The sequence below is a fragment of the Pseudoalteromonas sp. Of7M-16 genome (assembly GCF_022347805.1).
GTDB classification, from domain to species: Bacteria; Pseudomonadota; Gammaproteobacteria; order Enterobacterales; family Alteromonadaceae; genus Pseudoalteromonas; species Pseudoalteromonas luteoviolacea_F.
The window spans coordinates 26356-45970 of record NZ_JAKRFY010000023.1; the positions used below are offsets into that span (position 1 = coordinate 26356).

General features: G+C 42.6%; 11 protein-coding genes. 1 reads left to right on the forward strand and 10 read right to left on the reverse strand.

Annotated features, from left to right (window positions below; all coding sequences use genetic code 11):
- Positions 1–63 precede the first annotated feature (63 nt).
- The 3 genes from MHN81_RS20540 to glnS all read right to left on the reverse strand — a co-directional run bounded on the left by MHN81_RS20540 (position 64) and on the right by glnS (position 4055).
- On the reverse strand, positions 64–363 hold the full coding sequence (locus MHN81_RS20540; RefSeq protein WP_023399382.1) for a hypothetical protein: 300 nt from the start codon (positions 361–363) through the stop codon (positions 64–66).
- A gap of 120 nt (positions 364–483) precedes the next feature.
- Complete coding sequence (locus MHN81_RS20545; RefSeq protein WP_239426565.1) at positions 484–2295, reverse strand: serine/threonine protein kinase; 1812 nt, start codon at positions 2293–2295, stop codon at positions 484–486.
- A gap of 98 nt (positions 2296–2393) precedes the next feature.
- Positions 2394–4055, reverse strand: a complete 1662-nt coding sequence (gene glnS / locus MHN81_RS20550) for a glutamine--tRNA ligase (protein WP_023399380.1) — start codon at positions 4053–4055, stop codon at positions 2394–2396.
- A gap of 568 nt (positions 4056–4623) precedes the next feature.
- On the opposite strand from glnS, the gene MHN81_RS20555 reads away from it, so the two are divergent.
- On the forward strand, positions 4624–4896 hold the full coding sequence (locus MHN81_RS20555; protein ID WP_023399379.1) for a hypothetical protein: 273 nt from the start codon (positions 4624–4626) through the stop codon (positions 4894–4896).
- A 788-nt stretch (positions 4897–5684) separates the two neighbouring features.
- On the opposite strand, the gene MHN81_RS20560 is transcribed toward MHN81_RS20555, so the two are convergent.
- From MHN81_RS20560 to MHN81_RS20590, 7 genes are all read right to left on the reverse strand, one after another.
- Positions 5685–6137 (reverse strand): hypothetical protein, encoded by a 453-nt coding sequence (locus tag MHN81_RS20560; RefSeq protein ID WP_239426566.1) that lies wholly within the window; start codon positions 6135–6137, stop codon positions 5685–5687.
- Positions 6138–6249: 112 nt separating this feature from the next.
- The gene (locus tag MHN81_RS20565) at positions 6250–6852 is read right to left on the reverse strand and encodes a hypothetical protein (protein ID WP_023399376.1); all 603 of its coding nucleotides are present in this window, start codon (positions 6850–6852) and stop codon (positions 6250–6252) included.
- Between the two features lie 102 nt (positions 6853–6954).
- The gene (locus MHN81_RS20570) at positions 6955–7398 is read right to left on the reverse strand and encodes a hypothetical protein (protein WP_023399375.1); all 444 of its coding nucleotides are present in this window, start codon (positions 7396–7398) and stop codon (positions 6955–6957) included.
- Positions 7399–7482: 84 nt separating this feature from the next.
- Complete coding sequence (locus MHN81_RS20575; protein WP_023399374.1) at positions 7483–8064, reverse strand: hypothetical protein; 582 nt, start codon at positions 8062–8064, stop codon at positions 7483–7485.
- A gap of 151 nt (positions 8065–8215) precedes the next feature.
- Entirely contained in the window at positions 8216–11911 is a 3696-nt protein-coding gene (locus tag MHN81_RS20580; RefSeq protein ID WP_239426567.1) for a contractile injection system tape measure protein, read from the reverse strand.
- Between the two features lie 2 nt (positions 11912–11913).
- Positions 11914–16908, reverse strand: coding sequence for a hypothetical protein (locus tag MHN81_RS20585; RefSeq protein WP_239426568.1), 4995 nt, complete (start codon positions 16906–16908; stop codon positions 11914–11916).
- Positions 16905–19577, reverse strand: coding sequence for a hypothetical protein (locus tag MHN81_RS20590; RefSeq protein WP_239426569.1), 2673 nt, complete (start codon positions 19575–19577; stop codon positions 16905–16907). The genes MHN81_RS20585 and MHN81_RS20590 overlap by 4 nt, the downstream gene beginning before the upstream one ends.
- Between the last annotated feature and the right edge of the window lie 38 nt (positions 19578–19615).

Below are 19615 nucleotides of genomic sequence, written 5' to 3' on the forward strand. Positions count from 1 at the left end.
GCTTTATGCCATTCACTAAAAGGTCACATGTTTACTGCTCAACGTTTATTGAATTCGCTTAGCTTAAATTTTTTCTAGTCCATATAACGCATCTGCCACTCGCTTTAGATCTACTTCACTGACAAAGTCATCAGACAAGGTTAAAATAGCGTTCAAGTTATTTTTAAGCTTTTCATGACTGATTGGCTCCGGCTTAAGTGCTGTCTGCAATAGATGCAAAGACATATCGGCGATAAGCAAGCGTTGTTTATCAGCCCAATTGTCATCCCCTTCTACCGCTGAATGTCGAGCAATAGCTTGCTCTACGTCATCATGGATCCCCCAACTTAAGGTTAAGATCTCCTGTCTCTTTTGTTTATCCATAGCGCCCTCCTAAGAAACAGAGTGCTATATGCATCACGGAATTTCAATTGACAATTCGTCATATACTAGTCCATTTGTTACTAGACAACATGTACAAACTTTCAGTTGTTCATTACGTTCTTAACATTTGGGGTTTTTTGGATAATATTGCACTTGTTGGGTTGTACACAGTTCAAATTCACGGGTGTTTTTATAAGGAAGCTTCATAAACCCCGCTACACCATAGTCTTGAATGCTGACCGTATATTGGATGATTTCTCTCAACAGTGCAGAAAACGCGATTTCTTGCTCCGCGTCCAGCAACCGATAATAGTAGTGTATTTTTAAACGATCACTGAGTGATTCAAAAATAATACATCCGGTATGGTGAATTTTGTTCAGCTCAAAAACACACTGAATTATTTTTTTAGGTAACTGAAGTTGCTCATCAGGGTCTTTTCCATCCTCAAAATAGGAATGAGGCCTCGTTACCTCTGAGGCAGCAACGTGGCTTACGCTATAATTTAGTTCAGGCAACTGCTCAAAGATATATGCTCCCGTTTCATCCCGTTCTAACTGAATGGTTTGTCGCGCATCAAACAAGCAGCATTTAAACAGCCCCTTTTGTTTTATTCCTTGCGCTAACATCACTGTAGCATTGACGGCGTCGGTAAATGCATCCTGCAAACCCTCGTCATGCAACATAAGGCTAGACTCAACAAATAGAGATTCTTGTTGCCAGTGAAAACTCAGCCCGCCTACTACCGGATATTTTGCCAATCGGCTTATAGACGCCAAAAACGCCTTTTCGGTATCGCCAGTATCAAACAAGAACTCTTTATAGTATCTGTCGAGCTGAGCATCATTTACATCAAGTAACTGCTGATTATGATCAGCTCGGCGTAAAAACTGTTTCCGAGAGCTATATACAACAGTGTCTGGCAAATCAGTTTGTTGTACAGTCCAAAATGGAATATAGGGCTTTGCTTGAGGTAAAGAAATATCAGGGAGATATACCTTTGCCATAGCAGGCATATTACGAATAAAGTAATCTCCTGCTGCGTCTCTGGTGACTTTATCCTTGCTTAGCATACCATCAATGACACGAGCGAACTCTATTGGCAAACCCAAGCTCGCAGCAGGAATTACTTGTGCGCCAAAACGGCAAGATTGGGCACTCGCCAGCGCATAAATTGTCGAAGCAACTCCCTGCTCATCAAAGCGAGGTGAAGAGCGCGCCCCGGACATTTGCTCGTCGCCAATAAAGTATACATCTCCCATGCGAGCATTCGTGCTGGCAATGTCCGAAGACATTAAATCCATAATATTACTGGCGACAGGCTCCCCATGAACATCTATTTGCGCATAAACAGAGCTTCCCCAGTCGACCAAAGAAAACGCATCTGATTGTTGGTCCCAGACAATATTTGATGGCTTGATATCACCGTGCACAACTGGTTGTAATGACATACCATTTTTTCGCTCACGCAGATCAAGCAAGACGTTGCGAAGCTTTAGCGCTAAGTTAACGAGATCTCGAGGCTTTAAGCGCCCTTGTTTTAAGGATATTTGCTCAAGATCCTCACCTTTTGCGCGGGCCATCATTAATATCCCTTGCTTTTTGACTCGCTCAAAAGCAAAAAACTCAGGCACCATAGGATTATTTATTTGAGATAACATGTAAGCTTCGTCTTCGAGTCGATCTCGTACACTCTGCGCTAATGTGATCCTCGAAAATTTAAACACCCACTGTGCACCGCTTTCCTCAACACCAGCAAATACAAAGCCAAACGCGCCAGAGCCTATCAACTCGACATCTTGATATCCGAGTAGCGACAATTGTTTTTTACAAATGTTTAGCCATTGACGATGTTTTTTCGCATCGTGGTGCGATAGCAAATAAATCGATTGCTGTTCATTGATGTAGAAGTTGTGAATTGACTGTTTGCTCACGGCGCAACTTATTAAAACTAATTTGATGAATATATTGAAAAAAAGGCCGACAAATGTCGACCTTTTTTACAAAAAATAATGATTAGTTTGACCAAGCTTTATGCTTTTTCAATCTTAGCCCATGAATCACGAAGACCCACTGTTTGATTGAATGTTAAGCTTTCAGACTTGTTATCACGGCTATAATAACCTAAACGCTCAAACTGGAAACCCTGCTCTGGATTTGCATTGGCAAGTGAAGGCTCAAGCTTCGCGTTTGCAATGATAACCAGTGAATCTGGGTTTAATGTTGCAGTGAAATCATCTGCAGCCGCTGGGTTTGGCACGCTAAATAAACGATCATATTGACGCACTTCTGCTTCAATACAATGAGAAGCCGACACCCAGTGAATTACACCCTTAACCTTGCGGCCATCTGCTGGGTTTTTACCTAGTGTCTCAGAATCATAGGTACAGTAGATCGTTGTGATATTGCCTGAATCATCTTCTTCAATGCGCTCAGCTTTAATCACATAGGCATTACGTAAACGTACTTCTTTGCCTAACACTAAACGTTTGAACTTTTTATTCGCTTCAATACGGAAGTCTTCACGCTCAATGAAAATTTCACGCGTAAATGGTAACTCACGCTCACCCATCTCTAAAGTTGGGTGGTTTGGCGCAGATAACATTTCTACTTTATCCGCATCATAGTTTTCGATCACAATCTTCACAGGATCTAAAACTGCCATCGCACGTGGCGCATTCTCATTTAAGTCATCACGGATACACGCTTCAAGCATACCCATTTCAACCATATTATCTTGTTTTGTAATACCAATACGTTTACAGAACTCACGAATAGAAGCAGGTGTATAACCACGGCGACGCAGACCAGCAATAGTTGGCATGCGAGGGTCATCCCACCCTTCGACTTGGCCGTTTTCCACAAGATCATTGAGCTTACGCTTTGACATAACCGTGTATTCAAGATTTAAACGTGAAAACTCAATCTGTTGTGGCTGACATTCAATACTAATGTTTTCCAATACCCAGTCGTAAAGGCGACGGTTGTCTTGGAATTCAAGGGTACATAGTGAATGCGTGATACCTTCTAGCGCATCCGAAATGCAGTGCGTGAAGTCATACATTGGGTAAATGCACCATTTGTCACCCGTTTGATGGTGGTGAACAAAACGTATGCGGTAAATAATCGGATCTCGAAGCACCATGAATGAGCTTGCCATATCGATCTTTGCACGCAGCACACACTCGCCTTCTTTGAACTCGCCATTTTTCATTTTTTCAAAAAGGGCTAAGTTCTCTTCAACAGAAGTATCTCTGTGCGGGCTATTTTTACCAGGTTCAGTAAGTGTGCCACGATATTCACGCGCTTGCTCTGCTGACAAGAAACACACATACGCTAAGCCTTTTTCGATCAGCTCTACTGCGTAGCCATATAACTTGTCAAAGTAGTTTGATGAGTAGCAAATCTCACCATCCCAGTCAAAACCTAACCACTTAACGTCGTTCTGAATTGAGTTTACGTAATCGATGTCTTCTTTTTCTGGATTAGTATCGTCGAAACGTAAATTACAAAGGCCTTTGTAGTCTTGTGCAATGCCAAAGTTTAGGCAGATAGACTTTGCATGACCTATGTGTAAAAAACCATTTGGCTCTGGCGGGAAACGCGTATGTGTAGATGCGTGTTTGCCACTTGCCAGATCTCCGTCAATGATATTTCTGATGAAGTTAGTTGGGCGATTCTCTGTATCCGCCATAGGAGGTCTTTCCTCTGAATTTGTAGCTTGTTAACTGACGCATTATTACAAAATAATTTGGGAACTTACAGCGCTTATCTACTCATAAAGTAGATTTATTTTGTGTTTTTTAAGCGCTGTGCAAATTACAGTCTAATTTACGCCATTTTGACTGTTTAAATTACTGTTATGTGTCCGCCGAATATCATTTTCAAGACACTGCCATGGCGACGTATACATGCACAAGTCAAGTTAAAGTAGATTACTTTGCAAACACGCAGTCCATACAACCTCGTCAATATTGAAGCAACATGCTCGATTGTGTAACAAACCCGATACAACATCCTTTTATCTCAACAGAAGCTCAGACCCAAACAAATCTGACGCCCGCAGACTGTAAGTGATCCGCAGGCTCAATATCACGTTCAGTTATACTTGTTTCGTTAATACACAGCATGAAAATATAACAAGTTCCACTCGTTCACTTTTCATTCAGATTATGTTTAAGTAATGGGGTCTAATTCAAAGCTAAAGACATATTGAATTTAAGTATCTTCATCGACTAAATGAACGTAATCAAGGAAATGTGATGAATAAGAAAACCTTAATGCTATCAGCTCTAATGGTAGGGGCTGTTACTTTTGGCCAATCAGCCAACGCGTCAGAAAACATCAATTCAAGTGCAACCTATAAGGTATGCCACTATAAGCTGACTGCTGCTCACAACGATTCAACAGCGCCTCTTTGGGAAACAAAAACAGTAAGACCTTGGCAAAACTGTCCTCCAAGCTGGACTATCGCAGGCCCTGGTGGTTGGGCTCCAGGCGGCGTGTATATTTATCAATATTATACATTTCGCTAATTGATGAAAGGCACCCTATGCGTGCACGACCGCAGTGCTACAAATTGTATTGTGGCACTGAGTTTATTGCCCTGGGGTACATACCCCTTAACTAGTACCTGCTTCACTTGTTTTTTCACTGTTCAAACAAATCAGATGTGTCAAACAGCAAGCCAAGCTGCACTCCCAAAACTCTTATAAAAAATCAATGACACACTAAACACCTATTTGGGTCATTCTTTTGGGGTTAACGCCAATAGAAAAATACTTATTGCAGTGCAAATTATTAACCAGTATAAAACCTCTTAGAAATGATTTAAAATACTCTCTCTTGTTACTGCTTGCACTAAATACATAAAATCTCGGAATATATTTATAAATATGATCACTAAAGTACTTGAGTGGCACCTCATCTTTTTGGGCTCTGTTGTTGTTTCCCTGTTATATCTGCAAATCGTCTTATCGCCCGTATTTTTCATGGGGATTTTGGGGTTGATATCAATACAGTTTTTTGACCAAAGCACAGCTATACACATAACTACTGGATGTGCACTGCTAGGTTCAATCCTCGGCTTTTTTTGGGCAGAGCGGATCCGCAGAAGTACCGGTATTATTACATTTCATTCTTACTTACTCTCCACTCCTGAAATTGACGGGTATTCACACCCTTCTAGCAATAAACTGAAAAAATAAAATGCTTCGGCACTATTCATGATTAATATGCTATTTAGTAAGCATAGCTGCATTTCTAAATTCGTCGTATTTACAAAATTCTAAGTATGCTTATTGATAACATGTCAACCTAATTGCTATTTCCGCTCATCTCTCCACCATGCGATTAAAAAAACAATAACTAAACCAAACGGTATCAGTGCAGAAACATTATTAGCATCCCCTTTAATGTGTACTAGCTTTTCAAATGGTGCAATGACCTTGTTGCCTTGAGTGATTTTTAGAATCTTATTGCGATTCTTAGAGTCATACCATATTCGAACTCGCCCATTGGGTAAGTTACTTTTAATCTGATTGTAATATGGAAAATACTCACTCACAGTAAATGAGACACTTTTTACGGTAAAATTAAGATAGTCTGAACACTTACCACTTTTGCATAGCTTCTCACTCACATCCACACTGGCTGCTTGAGATACAACAGAAAAATCTTCAAGTGTGGGCTTATTAAGCTCAGCATAATGCTGTAAGGTGAACATCGCCATTAGGCCACACGCGAAAATCACAATAGAAATAGTCACTTTTTGCATGCCTAAATCAACCCCTTAGCCATATTCTAATTCGTGAGTTAAACCAGTTTAGGTTATTTTCTGTTTTTCAAAAATATGAAAGCTTCACAAAAAAAGCTGCATAAGCAGCTTTTTAAGTCGTTAAATAGGCCAAACGCTGTTTAAAGCGCTCTATTGGTACTTTGTGCCACAGTTCTTTATCAGACATCTCCTTGCTGAAAGCTTGCAGGTCGTTTAGAACAACATAACGTTGGATCCGTTTGCGTGTTGCTGGTGTGTAGTCACCTCGATACCTTAAATCAATTAAGATATCTTTAATTTTGTGATGTAAATTTTCCCAGTCGACCGGGCCATAGACTTCTACACAGTCCGCTTTGTCACAAATGCGTTTGACATCTTTGGCCATCACTTCATACGTTTGTTCGAACAAATTAACTTGCTCTTTTGGGCTCACCTCAAATCCTTGAAGGCCGTGCTCTGTTATGAATTGTTTTGCTTCAGAGCCATGTAAGCCTGATGCTTTAGCAAGCTTATTCGCATCGTCATACGCAACACCTGCTTGCAATAACTGTTCGACTATCTGTTCGGCACTACGGTGTTTTAAATCAAAACCGCGCCCTATTGTGAGGCCTGAACTTTGAGAAGGAACATGCAGTGTACGGCTATGATAAGGGCCACCTTCTTGCCCTTCTTGTTCAAAAGTGAACTGACCAAAATTGGGGAGTTGTATTGTCATTGTGCTTTCCCTAATGTTCGTTTTAGTACCCACCATCAAGTAGCTACGTTTTTGAAATCATATATTATCTTATTTTCCTATATCGGGTAATAAATTTAGTTTTCAACCACTCTCACAGAGAAAGTACGATTCATGTCTCTTTTTTTGAACAAGAGAAAAATACTGCAAACCTGTGTCAAGCCAATCTAGCAATGCACTTTTGGGCAATAAATTTATATGATATAGGGTTCGCTCACACATTTGACTACTAGGTGTGATGTTGAAATAGCTTTGCATCTCTTTTAGCATGGTTGCTAAATAACCTTTGGCATTGATCAATAATAATAAACCTGCCACTTTTTGATCTGTAATTTGATCGCCTTTGCACTCACGCCAAAGCTCAGGTGCATATATCTTTTCAAATAAGGTGTATTGTTCATCGTCTGAAAACCCTTCAGCTAACAAAAGCGGCTTCAACGTCAAACAACGCCATATTGAGTAATCACCCTGCAAGTATTTACTAGGGTGCGAAAAAGCATATGCAAACGCTTCTTGATAATTTGCCACAATGTCTCTCCTTAGTTGCTTTAATCACTGACGCAGAGGAAATCCCTTTGTGACAAAAAACCAAGGTTTGCACTCAATTTTTCGTTAACTCAATTTTCCTCTAATTTGTAAAAACACCATACTTAAGAAATCCGAGAGCATAGACTTAAATTCACTGTGATCATCAAAATTTGGTGGAAACGGAAAATGCGGAAATTGAACATCTACATTCGGCATATTTTGATAGTAAAATTCATCTGCGAAAAACAGTGGCTGTGTTTGGCTTGTTACCAGATCCGTAATGTATTTTGCATAAATAAATGCGTGATTTGGCCTAGTAAAAATCAATAACCTATTTTGTGTAAGGCTGACATCCTGGTCGTCCGGATTGCCGGAAAAAAGCAACGATACCTGTGTGATCACCTCTATTGCAGAGTTTTCTTCATGCAGTGTTTGCTTCTCAACTTCAATTTCTGCTTGATAGCCTTGCTCCATTAGCAATGCCTTAGCTAGCTCTAAATGTGGCAATACCCTCTTTGTAAATAAGTTATTCAAATGTTGGAGCAAACAATGACGGTTGTACTCCAAGTAGGACTGCACTTTGTTTTCTGCAACTTGATACTGCTGTTGACGCACTTGATGTTCTTCAATTAAAGCGCGTAGATTTGAACGATTATTTACAGGCATACACTTCTCCATTTTAAATTTCGGTTAGCTTTATTATTGGCTATCCCATTTGATAATTGGTCTTGGGTTTTAAGGCGCATAAATAGGTCTACTATTACGCCCTTGTTTTAAGTTTTATTCGGTTTAAATAAGGTAGGTTTTGCTAAATACTTTAGAATCCATATTGCCACTCAATATTGACCAAGTCGTTGCCTAACCAAGGTAGTTGCACAATGCCTAACCCCCACGGTAACTTCATTAGCAGAACGTCTTGCGGTTTACTTTCAACCACAACACTGACGCCATTAGCTGTGAGCTTCACTTCTCCGCTACGTTGCAAAAACATAGCCTTGAACGATTCAACAGGCATGCCTTTCAACGCATCCCAGCGAGCAACGGCTGCAGACACCAAAGTGTGTAACTCATCTAGCTCTTCTTCATTGAGCGAGTCGACTTCTTCAAATTCGTACTCAATAGGCAGGCCAAGTAAAGCATTGATCACATAAGTTTCGGTGCTATTTGGCTCTAGCGATGCCAATGAACAAAGCAGTGAATATGCTTTGTGCTGGGCTGCCGTATCTTTAAAAGTGACTTGCTCTGATTGAGACTTATCCAAGAGCGACATCTTTGTGAACAATATTTCAAAAAATGGCCACAGTAATACCACTCCAGCGTCATCACTGATCAATTGCTCTGAAGGTTGTTGGTATTGATGTTTTAATTCTGAAGCCACCTGTTCGCTATGGGTCTTGAGTGATTCAATACCCAAACGCAACATGATATTTTGATGTTTATTGGCCTGCTCCGACACTTGCGCAATGACACGGTTCACATGCTTATCTACTGCGCCCGCTTTAAGGGCACCTAACGCGTCCTGTTGCATTGACCCTCTTGCACCTTCAGTTTTTACAAAACGGTCATCAAGCGACGAGTTTAGTGACTCATTTTGGCCCAGCGCCACATCAGCAACACCCGAGACAAAGCCTTGTTCTTTTGCTATATCATGTGTCTTCGTCGCTATACTGGGGCGGAGCGAGTTGACTTTGGTTGCGACAGTTCCGTTGTGTGTTTTGTATGTGTTGAGCAGCTTTGTTGCCTCTGTCAAGGATTTAGCCGATTGCAATTCGCCAATATCAAATAACGGTACCTCAATAGAGGAACTACTATCAGTATCAAGGAGTTGCGCTTTGTCATGCGAAGTTAAGGCTATTTCGTTTGTCTCAGGCTCAGCAACCTGTTGATTTTCTTTTGCTAATTCTGCGGAGAATTCTTCTGGCGTGTGCGCAATATCTAACAGCGTTAACCACCACATTTGGTGCTTTTGAGCTTGACTTCGTATATACGGGTTCAACGCATAAACTCTTTGCCTAAGTGTATTTAACGCCGTTAAGCTCAATGAGAGCGCACGGTGTAAAGCGGTGACACGTTGCGATTGTTCTAATGTAGTAAACATGTTTTGCCAGCTTTGGATATACCCCATCATTTGCACTGTTACATCATGCGTACTATGCAATTGAAACAAAGTTCTATTTACATTGATGGCTTGATGAAACGCCATGCAATAACGCTTTAACTGTGAGACCAATAGCAACTCGCGCGCAAAATCAAGCTGTGCATGAGGCGAAGGTGATTCGTCAACTGCTACACGCTGCGTAACATTTTCTGACGTGGGGTCCACACCGGCATTAATTTGGCTTTCATTTTTTAACACACATTCAGAGTGGTTAGCTATAAACCCATCATCAGCCTGACGAGTCGACCGAGTCCACTGCGATTGCGCCGAATTGATCAATATTAAAATCCCATCGAGCTCTTTAACTAGCGACGCGCAAATTTGAACGAGGTTCAAAATGAGGGGATGACTTTGTTTTTTTGAAGCGGCCTCATCACCATGCATATCGCTTTGATAGCTAATGGGCAGTGCCTGTTCTGCCAAAAAGCGTTCTGTATGTTCTTGTATAAATTGGTCAAGCTCGGTACTGCCTAAACCAGCAATTTTTTGTATCAGTTCGTTCTTGGCCTGAATATTCAATTGCGATGTAAGTACGCTCAGTGTGAGTCTCTGTTGTGCCTGTTGAATACTTTCCACATACAAAGACTGCCCACAGTGAAATACAATTCGAGCTGACGGCTCAGCTGTACTCACATTACTCAGTGCTAAATTCGCAGCCCTTGCAAGCTGAGACTTTTCTTGCGCCGTGCCACTGTCTGCTGCTGTTTTATTTGATACCGTCAAGGCACCTTCGTGCATCTGCCGTCCCACTATGGGCTGCTCAATGACTAGCTCTCTATTTTGCAGCGGTTCAGCGACTGTTCGAGCCCGAACCAACCAGGCTTCAATTGCCAATAAAGATTCGAGGTATACTGGTATACCTCTTTGCAAATCAACCCCTTGCTTGGAATCTAGTTGATTCACTAAAATGGTGTTCAGGCTTTCAATAAATTGTTGCGGTATATTTTTAATTTGGCACAACAAGGCAAAAATTCGTTTTGCATAACGCAGCGTATACTGCGTTTTAGCCAATTGGTTTTGTATACGTTTTTCACGACCGATCAGTGTCAAAGCGCGATCCATCACTCGTAATTGTAAATACTGCTCTTTCTGCTCAGGTAATACTTCGTTCAAAAAGCGCTGCAAAGATTTTAGAATGGGTGAAGGTAAGTATTGGTCTATATCATGCTGTGCTAAGTACTGGAGCCAACTTAGCTGATTCATGGCAGGTAAATCCGCGTGTGCAAGCTGCTTGTGGAGCAGCTTTAATAAGGCATCAAGAGCGCGGATCGTCTTTCTACACCCACCGCCTATCTGAGATCTGACTTGAGCGACTAAATACTCAGTTGATCTTAATGGCTGATGCTGAGCCTCTCCACCTAAATCTGCTACATCATCACTCACACTCAACAGCTCTGCGAGTACACTTTGCTGATTCGGTTGCGCTACGACACTAGTGGTAAGTTCGGGCATAGATTTATCACCGGCTTTACGTGCCAAACATATCAGAGTGTTACAGTCGGCAGACGTTAACTGAGACTTTTCTTTGATGGCGAACCATGTTGTAAGCGCATTCAAAGCTGCTCCGCGCTTCAATAATGCTTTGAGCACAACTGTACGAGTGCGTTTATCAAAAGCGCTCTGCTCAGAATAAAACTGATATGCTTTTGCCAGCAACCTCATTCGCTGTTTAGGTATTTCGGCATCGAACACATAAGCCGTGTACAGCGATTCAATGTCTGCCCATAAATCAATCCGCGTCTGCACCGAGAGTTTACTAATGAAATCAGCGCTTTTCTGACTGATAACCCCAGCTGATATGACCGCGAGCAATGCTTTAAAATCCGATGTCTTTTGACACAAAAGTAATATCAGTTGCCTTCGCAAACTTGGCCACTCTGGCGAATTGAGCAGTTTTAAAAATATCTTTGGTTGGTTGTGCAAACTATATAAACACGCACTTTTTAGTTCCTGCCATGAGCGTGAGCTCAAATGCCCTCGCTTCTTTTGCAACACATGATCGATAACTGGCGTCGCAAACGCATAATCGTCGACTCCCAACGCATTTATTTTTCTGTATAACTGCTGTTCCAATGCTGCATAAAAAACAGGGCTAAATACCTGGGCGAAATATCCACTTGGATTATCTTTTAACGCTTGTAAATCAATATCAGGTAGCTCTAGCTCAATGTCATTGAGAGTCAGTGAGTCAACAGATGTCTTGACGTTTGGGATTTCAATTTGTAAGCAGTTGATCTCCTTATGCAACCAGTTCTTAAATAGCGACTCAAGGTCAGCAATGCTATGCTGCCCTGAGTCCACTAAGTGAGATGGGGCCTCAAGCTCAGCCCCGATATGTTCAATCGACAAGTTCATGATTAAACGTGGTCATTACGCCAGAAGAAACGCGAGTGGTTCAATGGCTTATCTAAGAATAGAGCATGCCATAAGAAGTCACCGTGATGCTCCTCTTGCTCCTCAAGGTGATAGCAACCCATGCTGAATATATGGTTTCCATCACCTTGTTGCGCATTATTGCGACGCCAAAAACCTTTACAAATCAGGTTTTGACACTTGTAAGCGCCGCCGCCATGTAGCTGTGCAGTGTTGTTTAAAGCGGTCACTTCGCTATCATCACAATGAGCAACTGCCCCACCCCGTTCAGCTGAGCAGTACTGTGCATGGATCATGGCATACCTCAAGCCGTATGCAGCACCACCTTGTCGCCCAGCTCTACAATTACGGATGTTTTTGGCTTCGATGTTGGTAACGTCTTCACCATAAATAGCACCACCATCACCACTCACTGCGTGGTTTTCAATTACACAGTTTAATTCGATTTGATCGGCGTAACGTAGATTGAATGCGCCGCCATTGCCTTCATAAGCGCTAAGCTCTTTAGAAACTTCATGAATAGCACCATCAAACGTGAAACCATGCATACTTACATGTTTAACCGTTGCATCGCGGTCTCCGCGAATTAAGAAGCGACAACCTGAATGCGCTTTAACAATGCGCGTTTCCCGCTCGTTGAAGCCAACAATCGTTAGGTTTGAACCAACTTCCACAGCTTTTTTGAGTTTATACGCTCTTGAAACCTGGCGATGACCATTGTGAGGGAACAATAAAATCGTCATGTTGCTCAAACAATCTCGAGAGAAGACATCATCAAATTCTTCCTGATTATGTATCGCAACGACTTTTTTACCGCGGCCAAAACGCCATGCATGTTCATCGACGTAGGCTTTTACAGCGGCTTGTGTTGCAAGCACATTGTCAGACGCCATGTCCCCACCAAGCTCGCAATCCGGTGAAACAGCCTCGATATGAGGGCCTTCTGGGAGTTGAAATTGCTGCGGCGAAATCTGACCTTGAACTGAGCAATCACCGATAATTTCTGCACCTTGCTCTAAGTTCAGTGTATTCGCGAGGACTAAGTCTCCTTCAACGGTTAAATTGTCCGATACGCGTGCATCACCTTTTACATCAAGTTTATGCTCCGGCATTTTACAGCCAATACCTACATTAGCACTTCCGTCAACGATGAATTCTGAAGTTCCGCGCACAGCGACATTTAAAGCTGCTTCACCCTCACTGGTATTGACAGCCACCATGGCACTCTCATTGAGTGACTCACCGACTTGAATGCCATGCTGGGTGGCCAGTTTTGCTGCGTGAATTGAACCACTGACGTACGAGTCGCCCTTGACGTGAGTATCACTGCTAAAGTTTGTCTCACCTTTAACCGCTAAATGACTATGGATATCGACATGAGGCTTGAATACAACTTGGTTCGCGGCGTCTAGCCCCTCAACAACCAAGCTACCGCGAATAGTGGTATCTTTGTCAAAGTGTACGGCTTCTTTAAAGAAAGCATTTCCATTTACAGTTAACTCTTCTCCAAGCATTAGGCTCTTAGCAAAATTGGCATCAGCTAATAAGTTCAACTTACGTTCAATTGTGGTTAAACCTTCAATGGTCACCGTATCTTTAAACAACGCATCGTCATAAACCGTTAAGTCAGAACGAAGCTCAACATCGCCTAAAATTTTCGCGCCATCTAAGCACTCTAACTGCCCTGTACCGCGTAACACGCCATTTAATTCAATGTCACCTTCAACTTTCACATCGCCGACAATATCTAGCTCCGCGTCTGGTTGGTCATTGCGGATCCCCACTTTGCCATTTTGGAATACTATTGGGTTAACCCCTTTGTGATATACCGCAAATGCATGCTCAAAGTGGTTTTGCTCAATGCTTACCTGGGCACTACGTCGAGTAGATAATTTTTCCTCTTCAGATGTGTGCATCGCCAATCCGATACGTGTTTCACCTTGAAGCTCTGAGGTTCCGTAAATATTGATATTACTTCTGAAACTTGCGTATTCGTTAACATGCAAACTGTCATCAACTTCTACACGACCCTGCACGGATAAGTCTCTTCTAAAGCAAGCATCTTCACCGACATCAAGAACATAATCAGGCCGTTCAACGCCTAGCCCTAAATTACCATGACTAAAGACCAGCTGTGCTTTGCCACTGGGGTCATCAACTCGAATAGCCTGTTGATCTGTTTCACAAATATGCAATCTTGCCGTTGCCTGATAAGGGGCTAATGATAAGTTGCCCCCCACATTAGCGTCAGCTCTAAACGTAGCGTCATTGTTGACCGTGAGTGCATCTCGCCCTTCTGTACCTTCGATCTCAACACTGCCACCAGCATAATGTTCGCCAGAGACACTCAAAGTTTCGTTAATTTGTGTATTGCGTCCAACTTGCAGGTTTGACTTGATTTCAGCATCACCATTTACGGTCAATTGGGAGTCGAACTGTGCTTCTTGGGTTAAGTGTAATTGGCCATCCAGCAGCGTCTTTCCTGCCACATGCAGGGCTGCTCTTGGTATATCCCCAGAGTTATTTGTAACACTTACATGCGCACCATTTTTAAGCTCAGCATGTCCCAGTAATTTGGTTTTGCCATCAACGTGTAATGCCAAATCTGCGTCTGAAATATTAAGTTGACCCGAGATATCTGCCTGACCTGTCACCGCAAGGTTTGCGCCATTAGTTGGCAGGGTTTGGTTTATCGCCAACTGGCCAGCAGCAGCCAATATTTCCGCATCTTCTGCGGTGTTGGTTATTCTGAAAACCGGGCTTTCTGAGAGTTGAGTTAATACAAACTGGCTATTGGCAAAATTAACTGCCGTAAGTTCATTCTCTGTGATCGTGAATTCACCGAATAGATATGAATCGCCGTAAACATTAAAGTGTGCAGACTTGTCACTCGTGCCAATCTGAGTGTGCGTCAGCGTCGCACTAAACCCGCCGCTTTCACTGTTATCACTGACAACGTGCACACCCGAGAGAGATGTTACATTCTTGTCAAATAATGCCGACTCACCAACATGCAGACTTTCTTCAGGGCTGCGCTTGAATAGGCCTATACGTTCAGCCTGTGTGCTGATAAGAGTGGTGGTATTTAGACCATTGAAATAGCTTATATCAACACTTTGAGGTTGGCCGTTATGTGCCAACACGCCCAATTTAGCACTTGTTGTCCAATCGCTTTGCACACTCTCTGAGGCAATTTTCACTTGTTCACTAAAATCCGCGCGATCAGTGACTTTAAGCAGTGGTGTAACAATGTCGCCTTTAACATGTAAAGTGTATGGCTGCTGCGCACTACCCATCACTGTTTTAGTATCATTGATATTTAACAGCGAATTACCTTCTTGATCCGCGACCAGCAGTGACGTGCGCTCAGACGCTGTGCTTTTCACTGTAAGCGTAGCTGCTTCATTAGTCGCCGCTTCCCCGACAGTTAGATTGTGCTTCACCAGCGCGTCCGCAGCTGTCAGCTTAGTATCAATGGTCACGTCGCTATTTGCATGAATTGTCGTGAATTCAGCATGATCTTGAACGTCAAGCGTTGTATTGATCAGCGCACCAACATTCGTAGGTGTGCCTAGCGGATTACCTACTCGTAATTTTTGAGTATGAGTTTGTCCGCTGATCTGTGCATCAGCTTGTACATTGATGTCACTTACCCTTGTTGTACCAGCGCTCAGAGCTTCTTCTATCTGCGCAGTCTGTGCATTTATCTGCTTATCGACAGTAAGATTTTCAGACACATATCCATCGGTTAAGATGTTGACATTTTTCTCTTTTGCTCCCGGCGTATTCGTCACCTTCAAAAAAGCCGAGTTGTTGTCACCTACATGGAGCAAATCTCCTGTGTTGGCTTGAATATCTACTTTCGCACTTGGTGACTCACTACCAACTGCAAGCATTTGGCTTATGTACGCGTTATTGCTGACAGAAATATCAGTGCCTACGTCAATTGCGTTTTCTGTGGTGACTGTACCGGAAAACTCAGCATCGCCATTACTATTTAATGCAATATGTGCTTGCGCTTCACCTTGGCCGACCAATAAATCTTGGGCAATGTGCATACTTGCCTGAGGCATATCAGTTCCAACACCAACCTTGCCTTCAGGGTTAATGATAAATGGTGTCGTATCCTTGTTATAATCATCAACTCGAAACAAATCTGTCGTATCTGATGAGCGCTTGCCAATATGAAGCTTTGCCGAAGTACTGTTCTGCTCAAGGCCAACTCCCATCATTGGCACTTCAACATGCCCATCAAAAATCGCCTCTTGCGCTTCTAGCACGCCATTGAGTTCAGTACGCTCTTCAACAGTGAGCATGTGCGCAGACGTGCTGCCTTGAAATTCTGCAGTACCCGATGCGGTGATTGATTGGGTTTGAATATGTCCGCCAACTGCAACGTCTTGTTTCGCTTTTACCTGGCCGTGTGCCGTAATAGTTGGGTTGCCTTCATCATCCAAACCTGCATCTAAGGTGTTCACAGCTCCTTTGCCAACAGATAATTCACCGGCTTGTAAATGCTGACTAATATTCGCCGTTTGAGACTTAAGCGCTTGCGTTGCTCTCACATTTCCTGTTACACGCAAAACATCGTCTGCGCTGGGGTTAACCACAACTTTGTCGTATACATTAACGCTTTGTGCATCAGCGGATAGCACATCAACTTCGCTATCTTCATTCGACACCACGACATCATGATTAATTTTGACCGCTTCCATGTCTACGCGTAACCGTTCGTTCTCACCATCAGGGCTAACCGTTAGCGGTGAAGTTACTTCAATTTCGTTAAGCGTATCTTTTTCAACCACAGCGATTGGATCATCTAATTGGTTAAAGCCAGAGAGAATTAACGATTTAAAATCATCCCCTGACGGCGTTGCGAGATCGTCAAACTCTTTAAATAATTCAGCGCGATTGCGCTTTTCGGCTAGAGATGGTTGGTCACATTCGACTAACACTTCTTGGTCACTGGATTTGTTCATTCTTCGTTTCCTTCAGGATTTATGCTATTCGGCTCGCTGGTTGCCACGATAAATTTCGAAACCACCGCGGTATCTGAGTTAATTTGTGAAAAAGACACAGGTAAAATTGGTTTAAGAAATGGCAGGGGTGAATACCCGACCGTAAACCTAGTATCATTTGGCTGCGCAAATGCATTAGGCGTGCAAATGTGATCAATACAAAGCTGCGCTGCTAAGTAAATTACGTGATGTTCATTGAACCCATCAGGGTATAATTCACTGTGATCATCAATTACTGTTTCTACAGCTTTCAGTACCTGCAAATAAGTTTGCCCTTTAATTTCAATATCCGTTGGTTTGGGTTCGCAGGCGTACTCGGTTAATATTTGCACACAGTACGTGTTGAGCACTTCCATTCCTTGCGGTTTGCCAAGCACATATTCAATGATGTTCTCGATGATCTTCTGTGGCTCGGTAGACACTATTTCCTCAAGTAAGCCACCGATATCTTGAGCAACATTTGAAATATGCTCATATTCACCTGTAAACCTTTCGCGCTGCGCCTGACCATAGAAATTAAGCCATCCGAAATACAACCGCTCAAATAAGCTCATTTGCTCCGAATCTAGCCATATACACTGGACTTTCACATGTAAGGGTTTGAACTTAGTAATCTGGCTCTCTACTAGGGCTCTAAACTCAACGCTTTGCATACGCGTTGTCCAGTTGGGCAAAATGCAATACAAAATGCCTTGACGTGTATTTCCAAGTAAGTCACTTTCTAACAAGTAAAAGCTTTCACGGTTATGTGTTGCCATCGGCATTTGACCGTGATGTGAAAAGCCAAGGTTGCGCATTATTAAACGACCAAGGCTGGCCAGATGCGCTGTTTTAGGTGTTTTAGACAAATAGTTAAAACCGCGACACCGGTTTTCGCCAAGTATCCCCATCTCATTGAGTAAACGGCATTTGTCTATGTATTGGCGCAATAAAACGAGCCGAGATAACAAGTCCTCTTGATGGCTTGGGTCTTGATGACAGTCCCCTAGTATATTGACGTAAAAAGCAAATACTTCACGGTATTTTAGTAAGTTGGCATTGGGTAATTTCACTGCAAAACGCGCAAGCAAATGCGCTAGACTGTCATTCAAACGAGTCAGTTGCGAAATTGAAAAATCCGCCTCGAGTTGCTGCTGCAACCCACTTTCTTGATACTCTGCCATAACCATCTTAACCAAATGATTGATACCACTTATGCCACTTACAGCTTGGCTAAGTTGGGTATGTGGTAGCAAAGCAACACGCTGCCAAAATTCATCCAGCAAAGGTGACGACAACGCTTCACTTGCGAGCATTAGGTCCATGATCTGACCAAGTCGCTCAAAATGCATATACTGTGGTAAAGCTAATATATGAGGTAGAACATCTATCTGTTTATGCTGATCTGCTAGTAGCTGGTCAAATAGGTGCAAATAGCCTTTGAACTGCAGAAGTTGCGCTTTTTGTGCTGAGTCTATTTCACGGCTTAAGGATAGCTCTGTCACTGCGTAAGTCTTTGGCAGTTCATGCTGCAACGAATGATAATGACTTAAAGGTAAAAATGCCTGTGAGCTACTTGATTCTTGAGAGATAGAATCCAAACTTTGACTGATGATATTGTCGCTAATGGTTGTTTTAATCGACGCTATTTCATCACTGCTTAATGTGTAGCTTTGACCTTCAATCATCAAAGTAATACCGTCAAAAAACAGCTCTGACAAAAAGCCCAGCTCCGGTGCAAGGTTTGTTGAATTTGGGTCTATATCTTGAACTTCAATCTGCCAATATTCATATCCAGGTTGTGCACCATGCTCAACGATGAAGCGAAACTCTTCTATTTGCTCTATGTTTGGATGTACACGCAGTGCATCTAAAATATCAGAGCTATACAGATGCTTTTTAACTGGTGTGTCGTCTAAATCGGCATCTAGAATAAAACCATTTTTTAGTGCTGGTCCGACGTAGATATCGTCGATGTTCATTCCCTGTGCCAGCAACTGCTGTGCATTGTAGCGCGGAAGATTTGGCGATATTTCCAATGCAATTTTTGTAAGAATATCCGCCAACACTTGCACCAGATCCTGTGCATCTTTGAGTACTAAGTGCATCCCTACATGCACAGGCGCGGCCTGATAAAATTCAATGTTGCCGAGTTGGTGCGTTACTGTACGCGATTTGGCAAAAGTTTTATGGATCTCTTGTTGTAAGCTCTGATGTGAAGCCTGCGCATGTTGATGTGGCTGCACAACTAAATCGAGTACGGTTGCTCCATTTTCCCCATCGTTGCGCACATCGATTGTTAGGTTTTTAATCTCCGGTATGTCTAATAGCAGGCGTCGATAATCAGCCAAGGTAACACAATGACTAAACATCACCTGCTCTGAGGTTAGAAATTGTGTCAAGGTCGACTGCTCGTCGTACTCAGCATTGAGCAAATCTTCCACTGGATAATTGAGTTTATAGCTGAGGTCCGATAGCACATATGCTAAAACTTCCAGCAAGGTTATGCCTGGGTCAAATACGTTGTGGTCGCTCCAGGTATCCGGCGCTAACTTTTGCAACTGCGCAATGCCTTGCGCGCGCAGCTCTTCTAGGTCCTGCCCAGAATGTAGCGTGGCATCTGAAGCAATTTTCAGTGCGTTGATTTCCATGATTTTCCTTTGGAAAGTAATTCGATATGGGAGAAGAC

Excerpts from the sequence above, each read along its gene's own strand:
- MHN81_RS20540 (WP_023399382.1), bottom strand. The coding sequence starts at position 363 with ATGGATAAACAAAAGAGACAGGAGATCTTAACCTTAAGTTGGGGGATC.
- glnS (WP_023399380.1), bottom strand. The coding sequence starts at position 4,055 with ATGGCGGATACAGAGAATCGCCCAACTAACTTCATCAGAAATATCATT.
- MHN81_RS20555 (WP_023399379.1), top strand. The coding sequence starts at position 4,624 with ATGAATAAGAAAACCTTAATGCTATCAGCTCTAATGGTAGGGGCTGTT.
- MHN81_RS20560 (WP_239426566.1), bottom strand. The coding sequence starts at position 6,137 with ATGCAAAAAGTGACTATTTCTATTGTGATTTTCGCGTGTGGCCTAATG.
- MHN81_RS20565 (WP_023399376.1), bottom strand. The coding sequence starts at position 6,852 with ATGACAATACAACTCCCCAATTTTGGTCAGTTCACTTTTGAACAAGAA.
- MHN81_RS20575 (WP_023399374.1), bottom strand. The coding sequence starts at position 8,064 with ATGCCTGTAAATAATCGTTCAAATCTACGCGCTTTAATTGAAGAACAT.
- MHN81_RS20580 (WP_239426567.1), bottom strand. The coding sequence starts at position 11,911 with ATGAACTTGTCGATTGAACATATCGGGGCTGAGCTTGAGGCCCCATCT.
- MHN81_RS20585 (WP_239426568.1), bottom strand. The coding sequence starts at position 16,908 with ATGAACAAATCCAGTGACCAAGAAGTGTTAGTCGAATGTGACCAACCA.
- MHN81_RS20590 (WP_239426569.1), bottom strand. The coding sequence starts at position 19,577 with ATGGAAATCAACGCACTGAAAATTGCTTCAGATGCCACGCTACATTCT.